Origin of the sequence: Kothea flammea, from assembly GCF_052161645.1 — a bacterium.
GTDB lineage: Bacteria > Planctomycetota > Planctomycetia > Pirellulales > Pirellulaceae > Laterigemmans.
Map to the genome: position 1 here is coordinate 6,101,241 of NZ_CP197414.1, position 22,210 is coordinate 6,123,450.

General features: G+C 58.5%; 16 protein-coding genes. 7 read left to right on the plus strand and 9 right to left on the minus strand.

Translation table 11 applies throughout. From position 1 onward, the window contains the following. Position 1 precedes the first annotated feature (1 nt). From SH139x_RS22785 to SH139x_RS22795, 3 genes are all read right to left on the minus strand, one after another. Entirely contained in the window at positions 2-1,375 is a 1,374-nt protein-coding gene (locus tag SH139x_RS22785) for an efflux RND transporter periplasmic adaptor subunit (RefSeq protein ID WP_488352065.1), read from the minus strand. A 307-nt stretch (positions 1,376-1,682) separates the two neighbouring features. Further along, entirely contained in the window at positions 1,683-3,623 is a 1,941-nt protein-coding gene (locus tag SH139x_RS22790) for a hypothetical protein (RefSeq protein WP_488352066.1), read from the minus strand. A gap of 271 nt (positions 3,624-3,894) precedes the next feature. Then, positions 3,895-5,721 (minus strand): TlpA family protein disulfide reductase, encoded by a 1,827-nt coding sequence (locus SH139x_RS22795; RefSeq protein ID WP_488352067.1) that lies wholly within the window; start codon positions 5,719-5,721, stop codon positions 3,895-3,897. Between the two features lie 279 nt (positions 5,722-6,000). On the opposite strand from SH139x_RS22795, the gene crtI reads away from it, so the two are divergent. The 5 genes from crtI to SH139x_RS22820 are packed head-to-tail and all read left to right on the plus strand — an operon-like array spanning position 6,001 to position 12,600. After that, entirely contained in the window at positions 6,001-7,563 is a 1,563-nt protein-coding gene (crtI, locus tag SH139x_RS22800; protein WP_488352068.1) for a phytoene desaturase family protein, read from the plus strand. Positions 7,564-7,612: 49 nt separating this feature from the next. Continuing rightward, positions 7,613-9,052 (plus strand): aldehyde dehydrogenase family protein, encoded by a 1,440-nt coding sequence (locus tag SH139x_RS22805; protein WP_488352069.1) that lies wholly within the window; start codon positions 7,613-7,615, stop codon positions 9,050-9,052. Positions 9,053-9,072: 20 nt separating this feature from the next. Beyond that, positions 9,073-10,617 (plus strand): phytoene desaturase family protein, encoded by a 1,545-nt coding sequence (locus SH139x_RS22810; protein ID WP_488356065.1) that lies wholly within the window; start codon positions 9,073-9,075, stop codon positions 10,615-10,617. 31 nt (positions 10,618-10,648) lie between these two features. Then, positions 10,649-11,440, plus strand: a complete 792-nt coding sequence (locus SH139x_RS22815) for a lysophospholipid acyltransferase family protein (RefSeq protein WP_488352070.1) — start codon at positions 10,649-10,651, stop codon at positions 11,438-11,440. Further along, positions 11,437-12,600: a glycosyltransferase family 2 protein gene (locus SH139x_RS22820; protein ID WP_488352071.1), complete on the plus strand. Its 1,164-nt coding sequence runs from the start codon at positions 11,437-11,439 to the stop codon at positions 12,598-12,600. Before SH139x_RS22815 ends, SH139x_RS22820 begins: the two co-directional genes overlap by 4 nt. A 32-nt stretch (positions 12,601-12,632) precedes the next feature. On the opposite strand, the gene SH139x_RS22825 is transcribed toward SH139x_RS22820, so the two are convergent. After that, positions 12,633-14,024 carry a GspE/PulE family protein gene (locus tag SH139x_RS22825; protein WP_488352072.1) on the minus strand — a complete coding sequence of 464 codons (1,392 nt, stop codon included), beginning with the start codon at positions 14,022-14,024 and terminating at the stop codon, positions 12,633-12,635. Between the two features lie 41 nt (positions 14,025-14,065). Next, positions 14,066-14,446, minus strand: coding sequence for an STAS domain-containing protein (locus SH139x_RS22830; RefSeq protein WP_488352073.1), 381 nt, complete (start codon positions 14,444-14,446; stop codon positions 14,066-14,068). A gap of 306 nt (positions 14,447-14,752) precedes the next feature. Between SH139x_RS22830 and SH139x_RS22835 the strand changes: the two genes are divergently transcribed. Next, positions 14,753-15,586: a YiiX/YebB-like N1pC/P60 family cysteine hydrolase gene (locus SH139x_RS22835; RefSeq protein ID WP_488352074.1), complete on the plus strand. Its 834-nt coding sequence runs from the start codon at positions 14,753-14,755 to the stop codon at positions 15,584-15,586. Between the two features lie 85 nt (positions 15,587-15,671). Here the strand turns inward: SH139x_RS22835 and SH139x_RS22840 are convergent, their stop codons facing one another. Beyond that, positions 15,672-16,700, minus strand: a complete 1,029-nt coding sequence (locus tag SH139x_RS22840) for a 3-keto-disaccharide hydrolase (RefSeq protein WP_488352075.1) — start codon at positions 16,698-16,700, stop codon at positions 15,672-15,674. Positions 16,701-16,795: 95 nt separating this feature from the next. Next, positions 16,796-18,112, minus strand: a complete 1,317-nt coding sequence (locus SH139x_RS22845; protein ID WP_488352076.1) for a class I SAM-dependent methyltransferase — start codon at positions 18,110-18,112, stop codon at positions 16,796-16,798. A gap of 209 nt (positions 18,113-18,321) precedes the next feature. Here SH139x_RS22845 and SH139x_RS22850 point away from each other — a divergent pair, with 209 nt between their 5' ends. Further along, on the plus strand, positions 18,322-19,062 hold the full coding sequence (locus tag SH139x_RS22850; protein ID WP_488352077.1) for a DUF6690 family protein: 741 nt from the start codon (positions 18,322-18,324) through the stop codon (positions 19,060-19,062). A 10-nt stretch (positions 19,063-19,072) separates the two neighbouring features. Here SH139x_RS22850 and SH139x_RS22855 read toward each other — a convergent pair whose 3' ends face one another. Both SH139x_RS22855 and SH139x_RS22860 read right to left on the minus strand, forming a co-directional pair. Further along, on the minus strand, positions 19,073-20,620 hold the full coding sequence (locus SH139x_RS22855; protein WP_488352078.1) for a hypothetical protein: 1,548 nt from the start codon (positions 20,618-20,620) through the stop codon (positions 19,073-19,075). Positions 20,621-20,669: 49 nt separating this feature from the next. Continuing rightward, positions 20,670-22,043 (minus strand): outer membrane protein assembly factor BamB family protein, encoded by a 1,374-nt coding sequence (locus SH139x_RS22860; protein WP_488352079.1) that lies wholly within the window; start codon positions 22,041-22,043, stop codon positions 20,670-20,672. Between the last annotated feature and the right edge of the window lie 167 nt (positions 22,044-22,210).

A 22,210-nucleotide genomic window follows, 5' to 3' on the forward strand; every position in this document is an offset into this window, starting at 1 on the left:
TTTAATCCAACTGGTGCTGTTCGCCAGTTTCCAGGCGGGTTGTTTCCAGACGTGTTGTTTCCAAACTGGCCGTTTCCAGTTCCGCCGTACTGATTTCCAAGACTCTCGCGACGCGACCTTGGCTGGCGTCTTTAAGAATTACATCGCCCTCAGCCAAACCTTCCAAGACCTCGCGTCTTCCGTCGCGACGTTGTCCCGTCAAGATGGCGTGCTCTGCGGCCACGCCGTCGATTACTTTCCAGACTTTATCGACTCCGGCAAATTCGCTGATCGCCGAAGCGGGAACGACGAATCCGCGAGCGTCTGGATCAATTACGATTTCCGCTTCGCCAAAGAGCCCCGCTTTAAGTTGCCAGGTTTGATTGTCGATCAAGGCTTCGAAGATCAACGCGCGGCTGCGAAGGTCGAGGGCCGGACTGATGCGGGAGATGGTTGTTTCGATCGGCTGGTCGAGCGAGTCGATATGGATTCGCACCGCTTGTCCGACTCGCAATTGTTGGGCATATCTCTCTGGCACCGTGCCGCGAAACCGTAACGGATCGGTGCTGACCAGCACCAGGATGGGCTGGCCGATAGCCAAGTAGCTTCCCGGTGCCACTTGACGTTGCTGAACATACCCGTCGATGGGTGCCACGATCACTGCGTCTTGGCGAAACTGTTCGGCTAAATCGAGTTCCGTTTGCCGCACGCCGATTAAGGCAATTTTCTCACCGACGCTATTGAGCGAAGCGGCATAGCGAGCCGCCGCCACTTGCTCGGCCGCTTCGGCCTGTTCCAGCTCACCGCGCGAAAACGCATTTTCACTGAATAACTGCTTGGCACGGCGGAGATTATTTTGCGCTTCTCGCCAGAGTGCCTTTTCTTGCCGCGCGGGGGGCGATTTTTCGGGATCGAGTTCAGAGACTGGCCGTTCGGGGGCGAGGCCCACCGCGGAGCGGGCTTGTTCCAACAAGGCGGCGGCTTGGGCTACCCTCAATTCCAACTCGGCCTGGTCGAGTGTAACGAGGGGCGTTCCCGCCGTCACGAAGTCCCCCAAGTCAACGTGCACGGTGGCAACGCGACCAGCAACCTTGGCGCCGACAACCGCTTGCTCGTCGGCAGTCAAATTACCTTGGCTGCGAACGATTTTCGCCCATGGTTGCGGCGCGATCACCAATAATTCGGCGGTTAGTGTCTCGAGAGCCTCCGCTGACTTACTGACGGAGTTTCCAGAGCCAGCACTCGAACCGCTAGCACTCGAACTGGCAGCGGGCGAACCGGCATCGCCTGGCGCACATCCGACTAACGCAAACGCCATGAATCCAAAGGAAACGGCCAAATAGCAGCGGACGGAACTCTTCCAGCGACGATCGATCAGGGTGGAGGCTTGCCGCATGGGCCGGATAGCTCAGGAGCTGAGGGGTGCCGATTTCGAACACGGAAACCCGTGATTTATCGGGGCAGGTGGGAATTGGCAGGTGTTAGCGAGGCAACCGCATATGCCGTCCGCCGGGGCTTTCCCATTAAAGCCAGCCAGGCGGTAATCGGCAAGCGTTTAAGCGGGACAAAAATGCTGAACCGCGGACGCCTCGTTGGAAGTCCCGCAGATGTCCCGCAGATGTCCCGAACGCACTCAGGCCAGGCACTCAGGCCAGGCACTCAGGCCAGGCACTCAGGCCAGGCGCTCAGGTCAGACACTCAGGTCAGGCCACACGGAAACATTCCTCGATGCGATCGTGCAGATCGATCGTCCGCTCGACAATCTCAGGATGTTTTAAACTAACTTCGCGCAGCACATGCTGGAATCGCCGCGTAGCCTCGGCGAGGTCTGGCTGGAGGGCGACTCGGTAAGCCGCGAAGGAGCCTTGCAATGCATCAATGTCGGCTTGATTGCGGCGTTGGGAAGACAGTACTGAAATAATCTCCGTTAACCGAAAACTGAGCATCATGTGACTGAAACGATCTTCCAGCGGTGGCACGCCCAAATCGCGCTCCTCGGCTTGCCAAAATGCATCATCGGGCAAGGACTGCGAGTCGCCCTCGCTGAAATCACCCTCCTCAACATCAATCCCTTTAGCATCATCCACGTCGACACCGCACCCGGAACCAAGCGGCAGCGACCCATTAATATCTCTAGGGTATCGATCCGATCGATTGATACTTATAAAGTCTTGAAGCGCGCAGCGGTTGCTGGCTGGTGCGGGCGTGGGTCGCGTGAGCTCGCCGGCTCGTTTGGCCGCCTCCCAATCGGCTCGCGACTCGTGCAGCGAAAAAGCAAACTCTTGGTCTTGCTCCAACTGGTGCCCGTCCAGCTCGACCAGCTTGGGAACGGGGGCGCTGGCAGCCAATACGCTGCAGATCGTACAAGAGCACTCGAAATCATGCTGCGTGGCGACCGCCGGCAGGGGAATTCGCAGACGCTCGTTCTGGATCACGCGGGCGGGAATTTCAAGGTCGGCGTGTTCCGTCACCAACCACACTTGGAGATGCTCGCGCAGGAGGTCGACCAGCGACCCTTCGAGCCTTTGCCAGTGTGATTCCGAGAGCTCGGCAGGCTGTTGGCCCCACTGCCAGAGCTTTTCCCAACCGAAATCCAGCATCGCTCGGCAAGCGTGGAAGTAGATCACCACTTCATGCAGACCCAATGGCGCCCGCATGAATGAGGAGAGTTCCGCCGGGATCGGGACCGCCGCATAGCCAGCGTACATTTTTGACAGCTGTAAATCGATCGTCTCCGCCAGCCACTGGCGAGCCTCGTGCAAACAGTCCCGCGGCGCGCGACCGGCCAGATCGGCCCGCGAGGTCAACAGCCAAGCTTTGTGAATCGCCACAGTCAACTCGTGCCGCGTGTCGGCTCGCTCCAACCGCTCAACTGCCAATCCGCGCTCACCCCGCACGGCCGCCACCATTTGCTGCGCCAGAAATTGGCTTAATGGTTTGCCCCACAAAATCTCACGATGAGGCGACGGTAGAATCAGCCGCCTGTCAGACAACGAAGATGCCAGCGACCATGAGGGCGCCAAAGCACCGGATGCAGTTAACGATGAGAGCGCAGGTGGATTGGTCAAATCGCTGGTGATTTGCCACCAAGGGGGCAGGGCATAGCAGATCTCGATCAGATCTTCATCAGATTCGTCGTCTTGCTCCAGCAGAAAGCAGCCGCTGCGCCGTAAGCGGCCAAGCCCTGCACCGCTGAAAAGCCGCTGCTCCGCCAAGTCGATCAACGCCCAATTTGCACGGGGTTCAAAGTTGGCCAGACATTCCGCCCGCTCGCCATGCTCGGTGGAACAGCCCCACGCGTCGGCAGAAATGATTTGGCTAGGCAAAGTCTCCAAAAATTCGCCGCTGGCTGGATTTCGGTAGCGGGGCCACAGCCCCACCAAGTCCATCCAACAATGCGGGTCGTCGGTGAGGCACGCCACCAAGGTCGAGGCATCAGCCGGCGTCAGCGGGCCCAGCAGACGCTGTTCCAACTGGTCGGAGACGATCACCCAGTGCGATTCGAAAGCCGCACCGGGCCAGCAGGATGCAACCGAAGAAGTGGCAATCGCACCACTGGTAATCACACGTTCCGCAGAAGCCACTTCGGCACGGATAACATCCGCAGCAACGCTCGACGCAACACTTGACGCAAAACTTGACATCGATCTCGTCCTCTCAGGAAAGGTGAGGCGCCGGTCGAATCGAGCCGACGCCAAGGAAATCGCCAAGCAAACCACCGCGTCTTGCGCAGTAATCCACTTGGCAGCAATCGCTTCCCTGAGTTAGGAAAATCCCTAGATGCACATCAGCCGTGCAGGTGGTGACTGATGCTCATGACTATACAGAAGACAACGTCTGAAAACAGGTGTACATGGCGTAAAAGTCAAATTTTTCTTGAGCGGCAAAATCTGCCCAAGCGATTCAGGCTGACCCTCACTCGACCACAATGTCAGCGACGGCTTGCTCGATCGCTTCTTGACTCAAAGCGACCTTGACCACGCGGCCTTGCTGATCGAGTACGACAACGGTGGGGAAGGAGACGACGCCAAGTTGTTCGGGGAGCGCGTTAGGATTGGACGCGGGCGGCGGCGCCCCGTTTGAGCTCGCGTTCGGGTTCGCCGTTGAATTCGGCAAGGCGAAGATGCTGGGCCACGGCATTTGCTCGGTTGCCAAGCGGATTGCTTGTTGGCGTCCAGCGACCGTGGAGTCCATGTTGACACCGACAATTAACACTGGTTTGGTCGCGCCGGCGACGAATTGTTCAAGCGCCTCGAAGGGGAGCAATGACTCGGGACGCTCGGTGGCCCAAAAGGGCATCAACACGATGTAGTCTTTGTAAGCCGATAGCGCAAAGGGCTGGCCGGTGATCGTCTCGCTGGCTAGCGACGGCAAGTTCTTGCCGATCATGGTTTGGCGATTTTGAAAAGCTTCCACGGCGATCTGCGAATTGGAGGCGATATCCGCGTCGGCCGCTGGACTCAACTGCTGGTCGATGACTTCATACAGCGCGGCGGCTTCTTCGAGGCGGTCGAGCGACTCGAGCTGCAACGCGATGCTGACGAGGTACTGCAGGGTCAGCATGTCGGGTTGAGCTGTTGCCACGTCGGTCGCGGCGGCACGCCACTGGGAAACGGGCTGAGGTTTGGCGGCCAGCAATTCTTGCCGCAGTCCTTCGAGCGCCGCGTAGCGTTCGGCGATCAAAAGTTCGACGGCCAGATCTTGCACTTCCGGATCGGTGGAAGCGGCCAAAGCTGGTTGCAAATTGTTCCAGATCTGCGCCGCCGCCGAATCGTAGCCGTACTGCCTGAGCACGGTGCGAGCACGCTGGACTGCGTGCACCGAAGAGACATCCATCAACTCGGGCCGGCTGATTAATTGGCCGGCAAAGCGCAGCACGTCGTCGGGCTCGGTGCTAACTCCCCCCTGCAGTCGTTCCAGCGAGAGGCTGAGCAACGCCGTGCGACTGTCGCGTTTGACGTCATTTTCTGGGTGATCGAGCAAGCTGATCGCGTACTCGGCCAAGGTGTCACCTGCGGCCAAGTCGCCCGCCGCGGCGAGATGGCTGAGTGCTTGCAAGCGAGCGCGGATGGCTAAGGTCTGCTCCGCTCGATCAGCCGCCACGGTGCCGTCAAGCAAACGCTCGGCAGCCGTTCGCTTCAGCAAAGCGACTCGTTTAATCTCCCGCAACAGCGGCTGACGACTTTGCGGCGTAATGCGAACTCCTCCCAACCTCCGCAGCTCGGCATCACATCGGCCGAAAAAGTTGATCAGCTCAAGCGAGTTGAGGTCGGCCGGTAGTTGCAAATCGGTGGCAATGTCAGCCACGCTCGGCGGCTCCGCTTCACTGCCACCAGTCCCGCCAGTAGAACCGTCGCCAGTAGAACCCTCGCCAGTAGAACCCTCGCTACCCGCAGAGTTTGCCGCGTCCGGTTCGCGAGGACGCAACGAAATGCCGGGAGGTAAAGCGGGTGCCAAGGTGTCGGAGTCAGTGTCGGCTGCTGGCGGTGGGGCTGTTGTGTTAGAAGTTGTTTCTCCGGCTGTTTCGCTGGCTGTTTCACTGGCCTGATCCGCAGAGTCATCGGGACCCGCACACCCTGTCCAGCCGGCGGTAAAGATGCCAATCAGCACGATCAACCCAACCCCCCGGGTCGACAACCAAACAGGCTGTCTTGGCCGCAACCGGCGGGGCGCACCAACCACACCGGCGGGCCGGCAAAGAGTGAGCGATTGACGACGGCGGGGCAGGCTGTTGCGATGCATGATTTTTGTGGATGACCTCGGAAAAACCGCTGCGAATCGATCGCGGGCTGGGCAAACTTGCCACGAACACGGGCAGTCGGCGAAACCTAGCACGATTTGGAGTGTTAAAACGAGAGCTGGGCCGCATCTGTCCAAATTTGCTTCTGCCCGGAGCTCCCCACTAGGACGATGCGGTCCAGTCTTTCTCATTCTTTTGCTTCCCCCGCTTGGCATTCTATCTCAGCACTCTACAGTGACCCAGGTTAGGACAACTGTTTAGAGCACGCGGAGAAACGAGCGTTGGACGCCCCAAAAGTTATTGTAGTCGGTGCCGGACCGGGCGGTTTAGCCGCTGCTATGCAGCTGAGCCGAGCGGGAGCTGACGTCACCGTGTTGGAAAAACAGTCGTTCGTTGGTGGACGCACCTCAGCAATAGAGCATGAGGGTTACCGCTTTGACACGGGTCCAACGTTCTTTCTTTACCCGCGGGTGTTGGACGAGATTTTCCAATCAGTCGGGCGAAATCTGCAGGAAGAGGTGCCGATGGAGCGGCTTGATCCGCAATACCGATTAACTTTCGCCGCCGGTGGTCAATTAGATTGCACACCCGATATGGCCGAGATGGAGCGTCAAATCACCGCCCTCTCGCCGGGGGACGCGGGCGCTTTCCGGCGTTACATGGATATTAATCGCACGAAGCTCGAACGCTTTCGCCCGATCTTGGAATCACCTTTCAATTCCGTCTTGGATTTGATGCGACCTGCGCTACTGGGCGCGGCGCCCCACGTGCATCCCACGCGTTCTCTGGGCACCGAACTGGAACGCTACTTCTCCGATCCCCGCTTAGTAATTGCTTTTTCGTTCCAAGCCAAATACTTGGGCATGTCGCCGTTTCAGTGCCCCAGCTTGTTCAGCATTCTCAGCTTTCTCGAATATGAGTACGGAGTTTTTCACCCGATCGGTGGATGCAGTCGCGTGAGCGAAGTGATGGCTGATGTGGCGCGGGACTTGGGAGTCGACATTCGTCTCAGCGAAGCTGTCACCGGACTGGGCTTTGAAGGCAAACGCGTAACCTCGGTGACAACCGACCAAAATCACTACGAAGCTGACAGCATTGTGATCGGTGCCGACTTCGGTGCGGCCATGGAACGACTCGTTCCCAACAGCTTGCGTCGTCGCTGGAGTGATGAATCGTTGCAAAAGAAACGATACTCCTGCTCGACCTTTATGCTCTACCTGGGGATTGATGGGATCTATGATGATTTGCCGCATCATAATATTCACATCGCCAGCGATTATCAGAAAAACTTACGTGAGATTGAGCAACTGCATGTGCTCAGCGAAGATCCTTCGATTTACATCCAGAACGCCTGCGTGACCGATCCTACGTTGGCTCCCGCGGGCAAAAGCACGCTGTACGTATTGGTGCCCGTTTCCCACATGCATGAAAATATCAACTGGGAAGTAGAGTCTGATCGGTATCGCGAGTTGACGCTGGATCGATTAGAAGCGATTGGGCTGAAAGATATTCGTCAGCGAATCGAGTTCGAGCGACGGATCACGCCGGCCGACTGGCAGAACGAGCATCATATTTATAAGGGTGCGACTTTTAATCTGGCTCATAATTTAGGTCAGATGTTGCACCGTCGTCCCCGCAACCGGTTCGAGGAACTCGCCGGGGTGTACCTGGTCGGTGGTGGCACGCATCCCGGCAGCGGCTTGCCAGTGATCTATGAATCGAGCCGAATCACCAGTCGCCTACTGCTTCGCGACTTGGGGCTGGCGACCGACTTTATCGATCAAGCAGCACTACCTTTGAAAGGCAACCGCAAAGTCGCTGCGGCTACGCTGGCCCATGGTTGAGTCGAGTGCTGCCCAGCTTGCGGCAACAACACTTCCATTACGCGGGGCAATGTTAGCTTGGTCGAAGATCGCGGCGGGAGAGCGCTGCCGCCGCGTGGGAGCAGTTCGTGAAGTGCTGGCTGCTCGCGCGGACGAACTGGTCGACGCGACCGCTTCAGCCCAGCGTTATGAACCGAGTGAAACGTTAGCGGCGGAGTTAATTCCGCTGGCCGACGCCTGCCGTTTTATCGCTCGTTGCGGGGCCAAATTGCTGCGGACGAAAAAGCTGGGCCGCCGCGGCCGACCGCTGTGGTTGTGGGGAGTTGCTACCGAGATCGAGCGACAACCACGGGGCGTGGTGCTGGTCATCGGCACTTGGAATTATCCGTTGTTTTTGCCGGGAGTGCAGGTGGCTCAAGCGTTGGCCGCCGGTAACGCGGTCTGTTGGAAACCGGCCCCCGGTTGCGAGCGTAGCACCCGGTTGTTGGCCGATTGCTTCTTTGCCGCCGGGATTCCGGCTGGGCTCTTGCAGGTTTTGCCCAGCGAACTCGAACCGACGGAAACGCTGATCGAGGCGGGGGTTGATTTAATCGTGCTGACCGGTTCGCACGGCACGGGGCAAGCGGTGCTCAGGCAAGCTGCCGAGCGGGTAACGCCTTGCATCGTCGAATTATCGGGCTGTGATGCGATGGTCGTGTTGGCCTCTGCGGATCTTTCGCGTGCGGCCAGGGCGTTGACGTTTGGTTTGTGCTTTAACAGCGGAGCGACCTGCATTGGACCGCGGCGGGTCTACGTCGAGGAACAAGTCGCCACGGAATTTCTCGCCGAAGTGCGACGGGTGTTGGCCCAGCGGGATAGCCTATTGCCGGTTCACCCCCGCGCCTGCCCGGCTGTCGAACAGATATTGAAGACAGTTCTGGAAGCGGGAGCTGAGGACATCATGGCGCGTTTTCAGCTCGCCGAGTTGACATCCCAGCAGCAGATGCCAGCGACGTTGTTCGGCAACTTACCGGACGATTCGCCGCTGTTCTCCGCGGACCTGTTTGCTCCCGTCTCGGCGCTGCGAATCGTGCGTCGCGGCGAGTCGATTCCGCAACTCGTCAATGCCTGCCCCTACGGCTTGGCCGCCTCCGTATTCGGAGCGACCGCCGCGGCCCGCAGCGTGGCTGCGGAGCTCGACGTAGGGACGGTTGTCGTCAATGACTTGATCGCTCCCACGGCCGATCCGCGGCTACCGTTTGGCGGTCGACGAGCCAGCGGCTTCGGAGTCACGCGGGGGGCCGATGGGTTAATGGCGATGACGGTGCCGCGGGTGATATCGGTACGGCACGGTGGGCCCACACCACACCTCGACCCACCCCACCCGGCAAATCGTGAAATCTTGGCTGGCGCTTTGGCGGTCCAGCATCAATCCGGCCCCAAGTCCCGTTTGGCCGGGTTGCGTCGACTGTTGCGGGGCGTCAGATTAAATCGTTCAGAGTCCGTCATTCAAGGAGATGAAACGCGGTGATTGTGCAAAACTCAGAATCGATGCGAGTGTTGGTCATCGGCAGTGGATTGGCCGGTTTGTCTGCTGCCTGCGTGGCGGCCGCTCGCGGCCACCGCGTGACGGTGCTGGAGAAAAACGAGTGGGTGGGCGGCAAAGCGGCCCAGCATGAAGCGGAAGGTTTTCGTTTCGACATGGGGCCCACGATTTTGACCCTGCCCAGCGTGCTCAAACGCGTCTTTGCCGAAGCGGGACGGGAGATGGACGACTATCTCGAACTGCTGCCGCTCGACCCCCAGTGGCGATGTTTCTTCGAGGACCATTCGGTGCTCGACTTGGTGGCCGATGTGGACGCCATGAAGCAGAATCTCGACAAGTTCACCGGCTCGACCGTTTCCGGCAAGGGCTACGAGCGTTTCATTCAAGTCTCCAAACAGCTGCACGAAGTCAGCGATCGCTTTTTCTTTTGGCGTTCGGTCGGTGGTTTGCAAGACACGATGGATGTCGGTGGTAGTTTTTCGGCCGCCGTGCTGAAGGATGTGCTCAGCCTGCGGATGGGCAAATCGGTCGCCAAAGTGGTCCGCTCGCACGTGCCCGATGAGCGTGCCGCGCAGATGATGGATCACTTTACCCAGTACGTGGGATCTTCTCCCGAATCGTCACCCGCCGTGTTATGTGGTATCGCCCACATGCAAACCAAGGAAGGCATCTGGTACCCCAAGGGGGGCACGCGAGCGGTTCCCGAAGCGCTCTATCGGTTGGGACAAGAGCTGGGTGTCGAGTTTCAGATGGGCGTGGATGTGGCTAGTATCGATGTCACTGCCGGCAGGGCAACGGGTGTTACGACGACCAGCGGAGAGCAGTTTACGGGCGACGCCGTGATCAGCAATTGTGATTCAGTGCGAACCTATCGCGAGTTGATCGGTGGTGATATCGCCAAGCGGTTCAATAAGAAATCTAAGTACGAACCGGCCTGTTCGGGTGTCGTCTTATACTTAGGTTTGAATCGCCGGTACGAACACCTGCTGCATCATAACTTTGTCTTCTCCCAAGACCCGATGGAAGAGTTTGATTACATCTACCACAAAGGCCAACCGGCTCCCGATCCTACGGCCTACGTTTGCGCGCCGTCCGTTTCCGAACCCGAAGTGGCTCCCGCGGGGGGCGAAGCGCTGTACATTTTAGTCCATACACCCTACATTCGTCCCGGCCACAATTGGCAGGAGATGTTGCCCGCCTACCGCGAAGTGATCCTTGATAAACTGGAACGCACGGCCGGCATGAAAGGCTTGCGGGATGCGATTGTGTATGAGTCGGCGCTGACTCCCGAGGGGATTCATAATCGTTATCGTGTTTTGAATGGTGCCATCTACGGCTTGGCTAGTCACGGTAAATATTTAGGCGCTTTCAAACCGGGCAACCGCCGCAAAGATCTGCCGGGGCTGTATCTGGCCGGTGGTGCGGCGCATCCGGGCCCGGGCATGCCGATGGTCTTGATGAGTGGTTGGATCGCCGCCGATTCGCTCGACAATGATGTGCGTGGTGGTGGATTGCGGCAGGTTGGCGAAGCGGTCGCACCGGTCGGGTAATCTCCAGCCACGAACCAGGAACTCTGCAACTATGTCGACTCCGCCGCCCGTCGCGAATTGGTTTCAAAATGGCTTTCACAGCTTCTTGCGTCCATTTTTAAAACGCCACTTCCACACGGTAGCCGTGCATAGCGAGTCAAGTGATTTGCTCAGCGAAATTGGCCCTGGGCCGTTGATCGTATTCGGCAACCACCCCTCCTGGTGGGACCCTTTGATTGCCCATTTTCTGTGCCGCCGAGTCTTCGCTCCGCGGCAGTTTTACGCGCCAATTGATGCTGCCGCCCTCGAGCAATATCAAGTCTTTCGCAAGCTGGGGTTCTTTGGCATCGAGCTGAACAGCAAGCGTGGCGCGGCGGAGTTTCTCAAGATTAGCACCACCATTTTGCAAGCTCCGCGGACTTCGCTGTGGCTCACCCCGGAAGGCCGCTTCGCCGATTCACGCGATCGCGACGCGACGTTGATGCCCGGACTGTCTCATCTTTGCTCGCGGATGCCAGCCGGTGGGATGGCTGTGGCGATGGCCCTTGAATATGTCTTCTGGGAAGAACGGCTGCCGGAATGCTTGGTGCGGTTTGGTCCCGTGATTCACTGTGACCAGCATGCCGATTTGGATAAACCAGCTTGGCATGCATTGCTGACCGATTCCTTGCGCGGGACGCAAGATTTATTGGCCACCGACAGCGTGGCCCGATCGTCCGCACCGTTCACGCCGTTGCTCAGCGGCAAACGGGGAGCCGGGAGCAGTTATGATAGTTTTCGTCGCCTCCGCGCCACGCTCACCGGCGGCCGTTTTCGTGCCGAACATGGAAGGAAGTTTCATTGATTGCGATTGCCTGTATCCTGATCGCGATCGCGTTACTGCCGACGCTGATGGTGCTCAGCAACCGACGGCTGTTCCAGCCACCGGTCGTTGTTGTAGAAACTACTGACGCTAATGAAGATGGCCAGCTCAGCAGCCTGGCGGCGGAACAGGCGGAATTGCCGAGTGTGTCGGTATTGATTCCGGCGCGGGACGAAGCGGGTGCGATCGAAGCCAGCGTGCGGGCGGCGCTTGATTCGCGGGCGGTCGAGGTGGAAGTGGTGGTGTTGGACGATGATTCGCAAGATGCCACGGCCGACATCGTGACCGCCATGGCGGCGGAGGATGCTCGCGTGCGGTTGGTTGCCGGCCGACCTTTGCCGGCTGGTTGGAATGGAAAGCAGCACGCGTGCGCCCAGTTGGCCAGCGTTGCCAAGTACCAGCGATTGGTTTTCCTGGATGCCGATGTCAGATTGGCTCCATCGGCGTTAGCCCGGTTGATTGCCCAGCAGCAGCGATCGGGCGTGGCGTTGCTGAGTGCTTTTCCTTACCAGGAGACGGGCACTTTCTGGGAGCGGCTGTTAATCCCATTGATGCATTACATCCTGTTGGGTTTTTTGCCTCTGGGACGCATGCGTCAACAAGCCGACCCGTCATTGGCAGCCGGTTGTGGTCAATTGTTTTTGACGCAGCAGGCGGAGTATCAGCAGGCTGGCACGCACGCGGCAATCAAAAGCTCGCGGCACGATGGTCTCAAATTGCCCCGCGTGTATCGAGCGGCCGGCATGATGACGGACGTCTGTGACGGCACCGATCTGGCACGCTGCCGCATGTATACATCGGGCCCGGCGGTGATGCGTGGTTTATTGAAGAATGCTGATGAGGGAATCGCCAAGCCGACACTGATTGGCCCTTTCAGCGTGTTGCTGCTGGGAGCCAACGTGGCCCCGCCCATGCTGTTGGTGATCAGTTTATTGGACGGTCGCTGGTGGTTGATTTTACTCGCCGGGATTGCCACGTTGTTGGCTTGGTTGCCACGCTGGTTGTGTGCGCTGCAATTTCGTCAATCGCTGCTGGGAGTTCTGTTGCATCCATTCGCCGTGTTGGTATTTGTCGGCTTGCAATGGATCGCCTTCGTTAATGCCCTGCGGGGCAAAAAAGTCGCCTGGCGAGGTCGTCTGTAAAATGTAGAGCGGTGAGGGACAAGCGTCTGTAATTAGCCCTTACCCTCGCTCATGCGATGCAAGACAGCCTGCCGCTCCGCCGTTTGATTTTCCGCCGCCATATCAATTCGCAGGTGGGCCTCTTCTCCTAAACTCTGATCCTTGATTCCGCGGGGGGCGTCGGGCATTTCCATTCGCAATCCCATCCCCGTGTCCACATCCGCCGGCAGCGCTTCATAAGCATCCTCGGCCGTCGCCATCCCCAACGCTATGCGGATCTTGCAAGCTTCGCTCAGCGTTCGCATCCCTGCTTGCAACGCCAACTGCTGTAATTGATGAGCCGAATAGCCATCGGAGATACCTTGGCGAATCCGTTGCGAAGCGACGAGAATCTCGGGGACGCAAATCAAGCGATCATAGCCTTGGTCATCGCATGCGGGGCAACCAGCCGGTGCGTACAAATGCGGCTCACCCATGTTTTGATAACGTTCCCGCAAATCACTCAACAGATTCGATGATTTGGGCAATTGAATCGCTCGATGGCAGGCCGGACAGAGGCGACGAAGTAGGCACTGGGAAACGACGCCCAACAGCGTGGAAGCGAGAAACTGAGGCGCCCCATCGTAAGCCAACATCGACTGGATGGCTCCGACCGCGTCTTGGGCATGCACGGTCGCCAACACCAACTGCCCGCTGCCGGCGGCTCGAATCGCAATTTCCGCAGTCGCCTTGTCGCGAATCTCGCCAATCATGATCACGTCGGGCGAGTGCCGCAGGGCGGCGTGCAGTAAGCTGGCAAAATCGATCCCCGCACGACTGTTTACTTGTGACTGCACCACCCCCGGCATCACAAACTCCACCGGGTCTTCCAGCGTGTGGATCTTCCGCCGACCATTGTTCAAGTAATCGAGGAAGGAATACATCGTGTGCGTTTTGCCGCTGCCCGTTGGCCCAGCCAACAAGATCAACCCGGACGGCGCATCGAGCAATCGCCTCAATTCATCCAGCTCGTCTCGCAGCAAACCAAGTTGATTGAGCTGCAACGTGCTGCGGCCATGTTCAAACAATCGCAGCGCCACCTCCTGGCCGAATAAACTGGGAATGGAATTGATTCGCAAATCGACCATGCGTTTGTCATCCAGCAAGACGAGACACCGGCCGGTCGCCGGATGCTGATGATCGGTGACATCCGCGTTTGCCAAAGCGCGGATATGGTTTTGCAAACGTCGCCCATAATCGCGAGTCAGACGCCGCATCGGTCGCAAGGTTCCCAATTGACGAATTTTCACCACCGTTGCGTCGGTATCATCGCTGATAAAAATATCGGTCGCCCGGCGATCAAGCGCGTAATCGAACAAGGCCCTGGCAAAAGCTTCCGGCGGATTGACCTCGACCTCCGCGGTCAACGGCTCAAAATCGGCGGCTTGAGGAGTTGCATCATTCATCGGTTCGCTCCCGCTCGTGTGGTTTGATCAAGTTGTGTGGTTTAGCCATGCTGTTCGCCTTGTTCGGCTGGCTGCTGCTGCTCTTTTCGCTGAAGTCCAAATTCACCAGCGATACCCAGCAGCTCGCACAATCCGCGCAACCGCGGGCTAACCGCCAAAAAACGCGTGCGGACTCCCTGCTCGGATAACTGGCAATTGAAGATGACCAAAAAACCGATTCCACTCGCATCAAAATCATCCGCTTGCGCCAAATCAACATCGACAAAACCACGCTCGCGGGAAACTTTCATATCCAACCCATTGATCGCCCGATTAGCGTCGACGCTTGGCTCCGAACTGCGCAGCGGACCCACCACGGCAATTCGCGAGGCATATGGTGACCATTGAAACTCAAGCGTGTCTTCAGAGGTGGTTGCAGGCATACATCCAACGCTTATTCAAGGTATGAGGTTCTATGTTAGCCGTTTTGGCGCTAGCCACGGTTCTCTTGATCGTCCCTCCCGCCGCAACTCGGCGGAAGTCAGTGCAAAGTATAACACCGCGGGACAGCTCGATGCAGCGACTCACAGCCTTTCGCGAAACCAGCGGGGGGTGAGACCCACGCCCTTAAATTGACTCAAAAAAATCGCTCTCGTGGCGATCAGCAAAATTGACTACCCTCTCGCCGACGTGCACCCTCTTCGACGGCACAGCAGTGCGAATCAGAAGCCAACAGGCGAGTTTTTCCAGTGACCGCATCGTCTCGCTACCATACAGCCAGTCGGCGGGCAACTCTGTTGGCCAGCTTGATAATCCTCAGCGGGCTGGCTGGCTGCCTCACATCACAGCCGCCGCCAATCTCCCAGGCAGCCCCCGCTTCGCCCACTTCCAGTTCAACTTTGCTGCTGGAGCGGATTGAAAGTGGGTTGTTCTCCGGTCGCCCCCATTGGCGTCGCTGGGCGGCCGCTAATTTACAAACTGGCGACTTGGTGTTCACGCGCGGCAACCACTATATCCTCTTAGGCACGCTGAACTTTACCGACCTCGCCACGACCGTTTCACAAGGTGAGTTTTCGCACGTGGGCATGGTCGTCGTGGAAGACAACGAACCAGTCGTTTATGACGTGTCGGAACGTGGCGTGTCGGCATTGCCGTTTGGCAAATATGTCACCCAGTACGGGTTTCAACGCGTCACCATCCGCCGCCCCGACCCGGCGATCTATCACGCCCTGCCGGCGGCCGTTGCCCATATTCGCCAGCATGCCGCAAAAGGCACTCCGTTTGATCACAAGTTTGCTCCCGGTGATGACAAATTGTACTGCACCGAGTTGATCGCCAACGCCTTCCAAGCTGGCGGCGTGGAGCTTTGTCAGCAATCGCGGATCGGCGATTTACCAGGTATCAGCGAGCTGAATCCCATCACTGTCAAATTGGTCAGCACCTTCACCAAGCTTGACCATGATTCGCAAATGTATTGCCTCGGCAACGCCACCTACGGACTCATCGGCTCGCCGTTGCTCAGTGAAGTGCTGCCGCCGACGGCAACTGATGAGCCACCAAAGCAGCACGGCGCTACGAATTAAAGATCGGAAAATAATCGCCGTTTTGCGCTCCGCGAAAGCAGCGTTTGCTCGGACTTTCGCGGAGCGAAAGGCGACTTTAAGCACTTTACTTGGCAACTACCCAAATATTCCGATAGACGACTGGGTTGCCGTGGCCTTGCAAATAGATCGCTCCCGGGCTGTCCGCTTCTTGGTTCTTACCGGGTGTGTGGCGGGGCAGTTCCAAGTCATCATGAATCACAACTCCGTTGTGACGCACCGTGATTCTCGCATTCTTGATTTTCTTTCCCGCGTCATCATAACGGGCTGCGGTAAAATCAATATCGTAAGTTTGCCATTGCAATGGTGGCAGACACATGTTGACTTTGGGCTTAGCAACTTGATAGATCCCCCCGCACTCGTTGTCTTCGCCTGAGAGTCCGAAAGAATCTAATACTTGAATTTCATATCGCGACTGGACGTAGACTCCGCTGTTACCTCGCCCTTGCCCACGAGCCGTTGGTTTGAAGGGTGTGCGGAACTCTAAGTGAATTTGATGATCGCCAAACGCTTGCTTGCTTTGGCAATCGGCCAGCAACAGATTGTCTTGCACGATTTTGCCATTCTCAAAAGCCTCGGCCGACTCGCCCGAGAACAGCACCAGCGCGCCGTCCGGAGCCGCTTTACCCATCGTGGGGCTTTCCCGCTGCTGACGCTTGAGTTCGCCCAAGCTCTCGCCGGTTTCGCGGCTAACTGGTGTGAGGCTACCTTTGGTGTCGATGCGAATATCAAAATCGTCGCCGCTGAACTGGACCAAGTCGCCTTGCCATTCGCCTTCGAGCTCCATCTGCTCGTCGCCTCGTTGCCAACCAGCCCCCGGCAAACCACCTTCGTAGCCGACCAGCCGAAACTTGCCATTGCCCAGGGCGATGACTTGGGCGCCGTAAGTGACTCCCTCATCCCCAGCGGTACCAACATACTCGCCTTGAATCTGGTAGTCGCGGGGAACCTCTTGCGGGTCGGTATATATCTCCTTGGTTGCATCGTCGGCAGCCGCCTGTTGACCGCTGTGAGTCAGCCCGAGCGCCAACCCCAGGCAGGCCAGCGTGCCCAGCATGCGGTAGCGGTTCAGCGTTGTGAAAAATCGAAATGCCATCTGCCAAGATCCTCTTATCTATGGGGTGGGAAACCTGTGGGGGAAAAGCCTGCAGAGCGCAGGCTGAGCGGTATAGAATACACGCTAGTCGTTGCTCACGCGCGGTGGGCGATCGCGGCGTAAGCCGTCTGTCGATTTCGCCCCCCGATCATCAGCACCGCAGCGGAAGTTGACAGCTCGCCGGTCCCGCCGGAATGACCAGCGGCCGACGCCGACGATCGTCGCTTGGCCAGCAGTTTGGGGCGCAATTGCTCCGGTTTCAAGTCGATTCCCCGAACTTTAATTTCCAACTGAGTGACCCCCAATTGGCCGAGCTGTTGCTTGATCTTCTTGACGTCCATCGGCCCTCTCCAGCAGGTGCGAAAGCTGCGGACGAGGGCGGAAAACGAATGCCCAGCGGCGGGCTGCCCGATGGTAAAAAAACCGGCCGGCGAACCGATAGCCGCCAATCCCAGAGATTCCGCAAACGCCTCGCTCAGACCGGCTGCCCGAATTGCCGGGTCAAAATCAAACATCCACTCCTGCGGCTGGTCCACCAGCGCACAGCCAGTCTGCTCGGCCTGTTCCGCGGCGATCGTAAAACTCTCCGGCTGCCCACTTGGCAGCAAGCAAGTGGCTTGCAACTGGGCGGGCTGCTCGGTCGGCAAAAACCAAGCAACTTGTTGGCGGCAACTGCCCCCGCGACTGATCCACTCGCGCAGCTGCGGTTGCGGCCAGGTCGCGGGAATCGTGGCGGCCGGAGCCAACTTCAGCGCCGCCCCGGAGACCCCCGCGATCAGCTTCGCAATCGTCTCGGCAGCGGGGCTGGAATGCTCGACAGCCGAGATGCGGCGTTGCTGGGGCCGCCGATCGGGATCGAGATGCAGCCAAATGTTGGCCGGTAATTGCAAATCCTCAGCCGCTTCGCACAGCACGGCCGCCGCCGCTCCTCCCCACTGCGACAGATTATGGGCCGCGTAGCGACACATTTGCGGATCGCGATCGACAGCCAACAGAGGCCCTCGGTGGGAGAGCGCGATCGCATCACCACCCACCCCGCAGCAAAGGTCAACGACCGCAGCTTGTGGCGGGAACTGAGCCGCCTTGTAAGCAGCCAACTGCCAGTCACTGGCTTGCTGCAAGGCTCGAGACGTGACCAGCGGCAGCCGCTGTGCTGAGCCCCCGGCCGCATCGGGAACCAACTTGGCCCGCGCCGCGACAGCCTGCTCGGCCGCTTGCAACAACCGCTCGGCGCGCGGCTGGCCGAGTTCGTTCCGCAGCCTGGCCAACCGGTTCGCGGACAAAGGAAGCTGCGAAATCAGCCCCAGCAATTCCGTCTGCCCAGCAGCTTGGCACAACCAGCGATCTGCCTGAGCATCCCCCGCAGCAATCGCATCCCCAGCAGCAATCGGGGCGTCGTCGTTCGAGATCATGGGGAAGAACCAAGCGGAGACAAACTACATTGTGGCGGCCAGCCGCACCAAGACAACGTTTGATTGTAGAGCGCAGGACGATGATTGCGATGCGGGGGATGATTGCGATGTTGCTGCGAATACCGCCCTGGCAAACGAACAAGGAGTTCCCCCGTCCGGCCGACCGATGAAGCAGAGTGCTTCCTCCCACAAACCTCACGATGGCAACAATGTTTCGACAAGTGGCAACCGCCGGTGTGATCGCGGCCGCCGTTGGTGGTCCTTACGTGGCGACTGAGACCGACCTGGGTAAGTCCCTGACCGGTGCGATCAATACTTCGATGTCCAGTTCAGGAGAGCTGCTAGCAGGCGGCAGCCAAGCGGCAAACCCGCACCACGCCACCGAGCAATTGTGGGACAAAAAATTATCCGCTCGTGATCTGGAAAATTTTGCCCACCCGAATCCCCAGTCGCTAGCTGGCGGACCGGTGGCCGATTTTCGCGACGTACTGCGTTTCGACATTACACCGGCTTGGGTTTCGCAGCGCTACTCGCGGGTTACCACGGTGCTCTCCGAATTGCGGCTGGAAGGTCTGCGGGTGCCGATCGTGACTGGCACCAAGCCCGACGATATTGCCGGTTCAATCACCTACTATTTCCGGCACGACCAAAGCCTGCAGCGCGTCGTCCTGCACGGCTTTACCGGCGACCCCAATCGCCTGATCAGCCTGATGACGGAGCACTACGGCATGTCGCCGCAGCCAACGCTGGATACGGGCGTCTACACCATCAATTGGAATGGCGGACCGACCAGCGTGCTGAAAGTGACGCGGGCTCCGATCATGTACGCGGATGCCACGCGTAGCCAACACACAGTCTTTCTGGAACTGAACCAACCACACCTGGAATACGGACTCAGCAGCGAAGCCAGCAAGATCGTAACGGCCGACTGGTCAACCGGTCGCTGGTGAGTCCAACCGGCTAACGGATCGTCTTCGCATCCGGCGCGGCAGCCTGCTGGCCTTTCGCGTTCGGTTTGACGATCTCTTGAAAGTGCAACGAGTTGGCCAACTGAGCATCGGACCCGGCAAACGTCTCCACGCGACTCGACTCGAGCGAGAAAGTTGCCCCCAACCGCCGGCCCTGATCATCACTGAACTGCAGGAACACCCACTGCACGGGAACATCTTGAACTTGCCCCAACACGGCCACTCGCAATGTTCGCAGCTCGCCCCCGTTGAGTCCCTCTTCAGCTTCTAAAAATTCACCGAACTGCTTGCCCAAGGAACGTTTAATCTCCGTCTGAAAACCTTCCAGCGTCAATTGCTGCCCCGGTTTCATATTCGTCAGCGGCCGCAAATCACACTGGGCGATGGCTTGATCATCCACAACCATTCGCAAGGTGGTCAAACCGGGCGCGTCGTTGACGGTTCTCCAGGGACGATCGAGAAACGCGTTAAAGCCGGTCGCCTCACTTTCGACCTTGACTAGCATTCGCGGCCTGGGGATCGCCGCCGTCAAATCGATTGAACTCGGCTCGCGATTGGCGTTTGCTTTTTCCAGCGGCTGGCGGATCAACTTGAGCGTGGCGGCCACCTCGAAACCTGGCTTGGCAACACCAATTTCTCGTTGCTCGCGGAGCGCCACGGCAAACCAAGTTATCGCATTGCTGCGGCGATCGAAGGTGATCTTGCCAGCCAAATCGAGCACCGTGGGGACTCCCGTGACGGCCGCGTCGAGACGCCCTTGCAATTGCAATTTGACTTCCTTGGCATCGACCGACATCACTTCGCCCACGACGGTCGTCTTTTGCACCGCATCGAGATTGAACAACCGTGCCAACGATTCGGCGTCGGGCGACCAAGTCCCACCAACACGCACTGTGCCGGTTGGTAAAGCCTGATTGATCGCCAAAGAATTAATTGGCGTCTGCAACAGATCGAGCTCTTCGTGAGTCAAGAAGGTGCGTTCGCTGTAGATCACTTCCGGACCATTCGCCCGCCGCGCCACCACCCGCCGCGCATCCATCCGAATCGCCTGCTTGATCGGATTGTCACCGATCACCGCATCGCTGCTCGCTTCATAGTAATAACGGTTCGCCCCGTCCGCTTGCCCCGTCGCACCGTAAGCAATTCGTTCCTCAAAATCGATGATCGACTTAGCCTTCAGTGGCAGGGCGCGAGCCTGCTTTTTCGACAGCACCGGGTCCTTCGGCAGATGGACGTTGCCATTCACCTCCAGTTCCATCCGCACGCGATACAGCTCACCGCTGGCGGGTTCTAACTTGACCCCCGCCGGATCGGCCGCCATTGCCTCGGGGAAACATTGCCCCGCGGCGGCGAAAGTCGCGATTCCGGCGAAGGAAGTGACACGTAAGAACTGACGGCGATCATGATGGCGAGACATATCGTCGAGCTTTGGCTGAAAGAAATCATCGTTAGCAAACAGTCGGACACTGTCTGCTTCGACCATTTCAACCGTTAAACTTGACAGAATCGCGCCCCGAGTGCCCGCCGCGGGCGATTGCATCGCAGCAATTTTCACTCCAGCAGCAACGCAGCTCTCTGCGGCGACAGTTCTATTCGGAAGCAATGCAGAACAAATGCCGCTCGCCGCGAATAAACAGCTGATTGTCGACGGGCGCGGGAGTCGCGTCGACCGTTTCCCCCACGGAATTCACCGCCACCACGTCCAGTGCGTTGCCATCCTGGATGACTACGGTCGTCCCGTTGCGATCGGTCAAGTAAACAAAACCGTTGGCCTCCACCGGCGAGGCATAAATCGTGTCCAGATCACGGATTCGCTCGGCCGCATAATGGGGCTTGCCGGTCGCCGCGTCGACGCAAGTTAAAATACCCGACTTGCCTTTGAAGAAATACAACCGCCCCTTGCTCAACAGCGGCGAAGGGATGTCGGGCGTATCGCGATCCAACGTCCAACTCACGTGCTCGCTTCCCTCGATGTCACCGCGACCGTCGGGCCGAAAAGCGCCCATGAACGAACCCCGAAAGCCACTCCCCACAAACACCAAACCATCCGCCGCCACGGCCGAAGCGGCCGGCCGATCGGTCTGCCCACCGCAACGCCACAACTCGGCCCCCGTTTCCAAGTCGTAGCCCCGCGCGCAGGTCTGCCCATTCATTACAATTTGTGACTGGCCCTGATGCTTAATAATCAACGGCGTTGCCCAGCAAGTCGGCTCATCACGCTTTGTTTGCCAAACCGTTTTGCCACTCTTTTTGTCCAACGCGTACAAGTACGACTGTCCCTCGTGGTCCCACGGCAAAATCAACTTGTCGCCAGCCAGAGTGGGCGAGCTGCCCTCACCAAACCCGTTGCGGGCTCGCATTTTCTCAAAATCATCCCGCTGCCACACCAGCTCACCGGCCAACGTGTAACAGTAAACACCGCGTGAACCAAAACTGGCGTACAGATACTCACCGTCGGTGCAGGGCGAAGCGGAGGCGAAACCGTTGGTCGAATGCGTCCCTTCGTGGGGAACCGACTCGGTGGCAACCTGCTTCCAGACCAAAGCCCCCGTGTCACGATCATAGCAGTGGACCTCAAAACGGTGCTTGCTGAGCGTTTCACCACCGCCGCGTCCCCCCGGAAATCCCCCCCGGCCACCGCGGCGCCCACCGCTAGCTTGTTGCCCCCCACCAGCTTGTCCTCCACCAGCCGCTGCTTCCCCCGAGACTTTGACCGCCGTGACGACAAACACGCGATTTTCCCAAATCACCGGAGAGCCGGAACCCGATCCGGGGATCGCCACTTTCCATTTCACATTTTCGGTATCCGACCAAGTTGTCGGCGGCGTGGCACCGGGAGCCGTGCCGTTGCCCGTCGGCCCTCGCCAATGAGCCCAATTGTCCGCATTTGCCGGCTGCGCGCAGAGCGGCAAAGCGAGTGCGACGAGAGTGGTGAGCTTGAGATCGTGCATACACTGACGCATCAGCTGTGTCCCCATGAGATAATCGAGCAGAAATTTGCAGAGAAAAAAGTTCGCTGTCAGGCGCGACGCCTGCCCGGAAAAACCCCGCCAACCGTAAATAGTACCGGATACAGGCCATCGTATCGGATATAGTCAATCGTACCGGTTCCCCAGGACCACGACAAACA

Bases quoted from the DNA above. Each gene is read 5' to 3' on its own strand.
- SH139x_RS22785 (WP_488352065.1), bottom strand. From the start codon at position 1,375: ATGCGGCAAGCCTCCACCCTGATCGATCGTCGCTGGAAGAGTTCCGTC.
- SH139x_RS22790 (WP_488352066.1), bottom strand. From the start codon at position 3,623: ATGTCAAGTTTTGCGTCAAGTGTTGCGTCGAGCGTTGCTGCGGATGTT.
- SH139x_RS22795 (WP_488352067.1), bottom strand. From the start codon at position 5,721: ATGCATCGCAACAGCCTGCCCCGCCGTCGTCAATCGCTCACTCTTTGC.
- SH139x_RS22805 (WP_488352069.1), top strand. From the start codon at position 7,613: ATGTTAGCTTGGTCGAAGATCGCGGCGGGAGAGCGCTGCCGCCGCGTG.
- SH139x_RS22810 (WP_488356065.1), top strand. From the start codon at position 9,073: ATGCGAGTGTTGGTCATCGGCAGTGGATTGGCCGGTTTGTCTGCTGCC.
- SH139x_RS22815 (WP_488352070.1), top strand. From the start codon at position 10,649: ATGTCGACTCCGCCGCCCGTCGCGAATTGGTTTCAAAATGGCTTTCAC.
- SH139x_RS22825 (WP_488352072.1), bottom strand. From the start codon at position 14,024: ATGAATGATGCAACTCCTCAAGCCGCCGATTTTGAGCCGTTGACCGCG.
- SH139x_RS22830 (WP_488352073.1), bottom strand. From the start codon at position 14,446: ATGCCTGCAACCACCTCTGAAGACACGCTTGAGTTTCAATGGTCACCA.
- SH139x_RS22840 (WP_488352075.1), bottom strand. From the start codon at position 16,700: ATGGCATTTCGATTTTTCACAACGCTGAACCGCTACCGCATGCTGGGC.
- SH139x_RS22845 (WP_488352076.1), bottom strand. From the start codon at position 18,112: ATGATCTCGAACGACGACGCCCCGATTGCTGCTGGGGATGCGATTGCT.
- SH139x_RS22850 (WP_488352077.1), top strand. From the start codon at position 18,322: ATGTTTCGACAAGTGGCAACCGCCGGTGTGATCGCGGCCGCCGTTGGT.
- SH139x_RS22855 (WP_488352078.1), bottom strand. From the start codon at position 20,620: ATGCAATCGCCCGCGGCGGGCACTCGGGGCGCGATTCTGTCAAGTTTA.
- SH139x_RS22860 (WP_488352079.1), bottom strand. From the start codon at position 22,043: ATGCGTCAGTGTATGCACGATCTCAAGCTCACCACTCTCGTCGCACTC.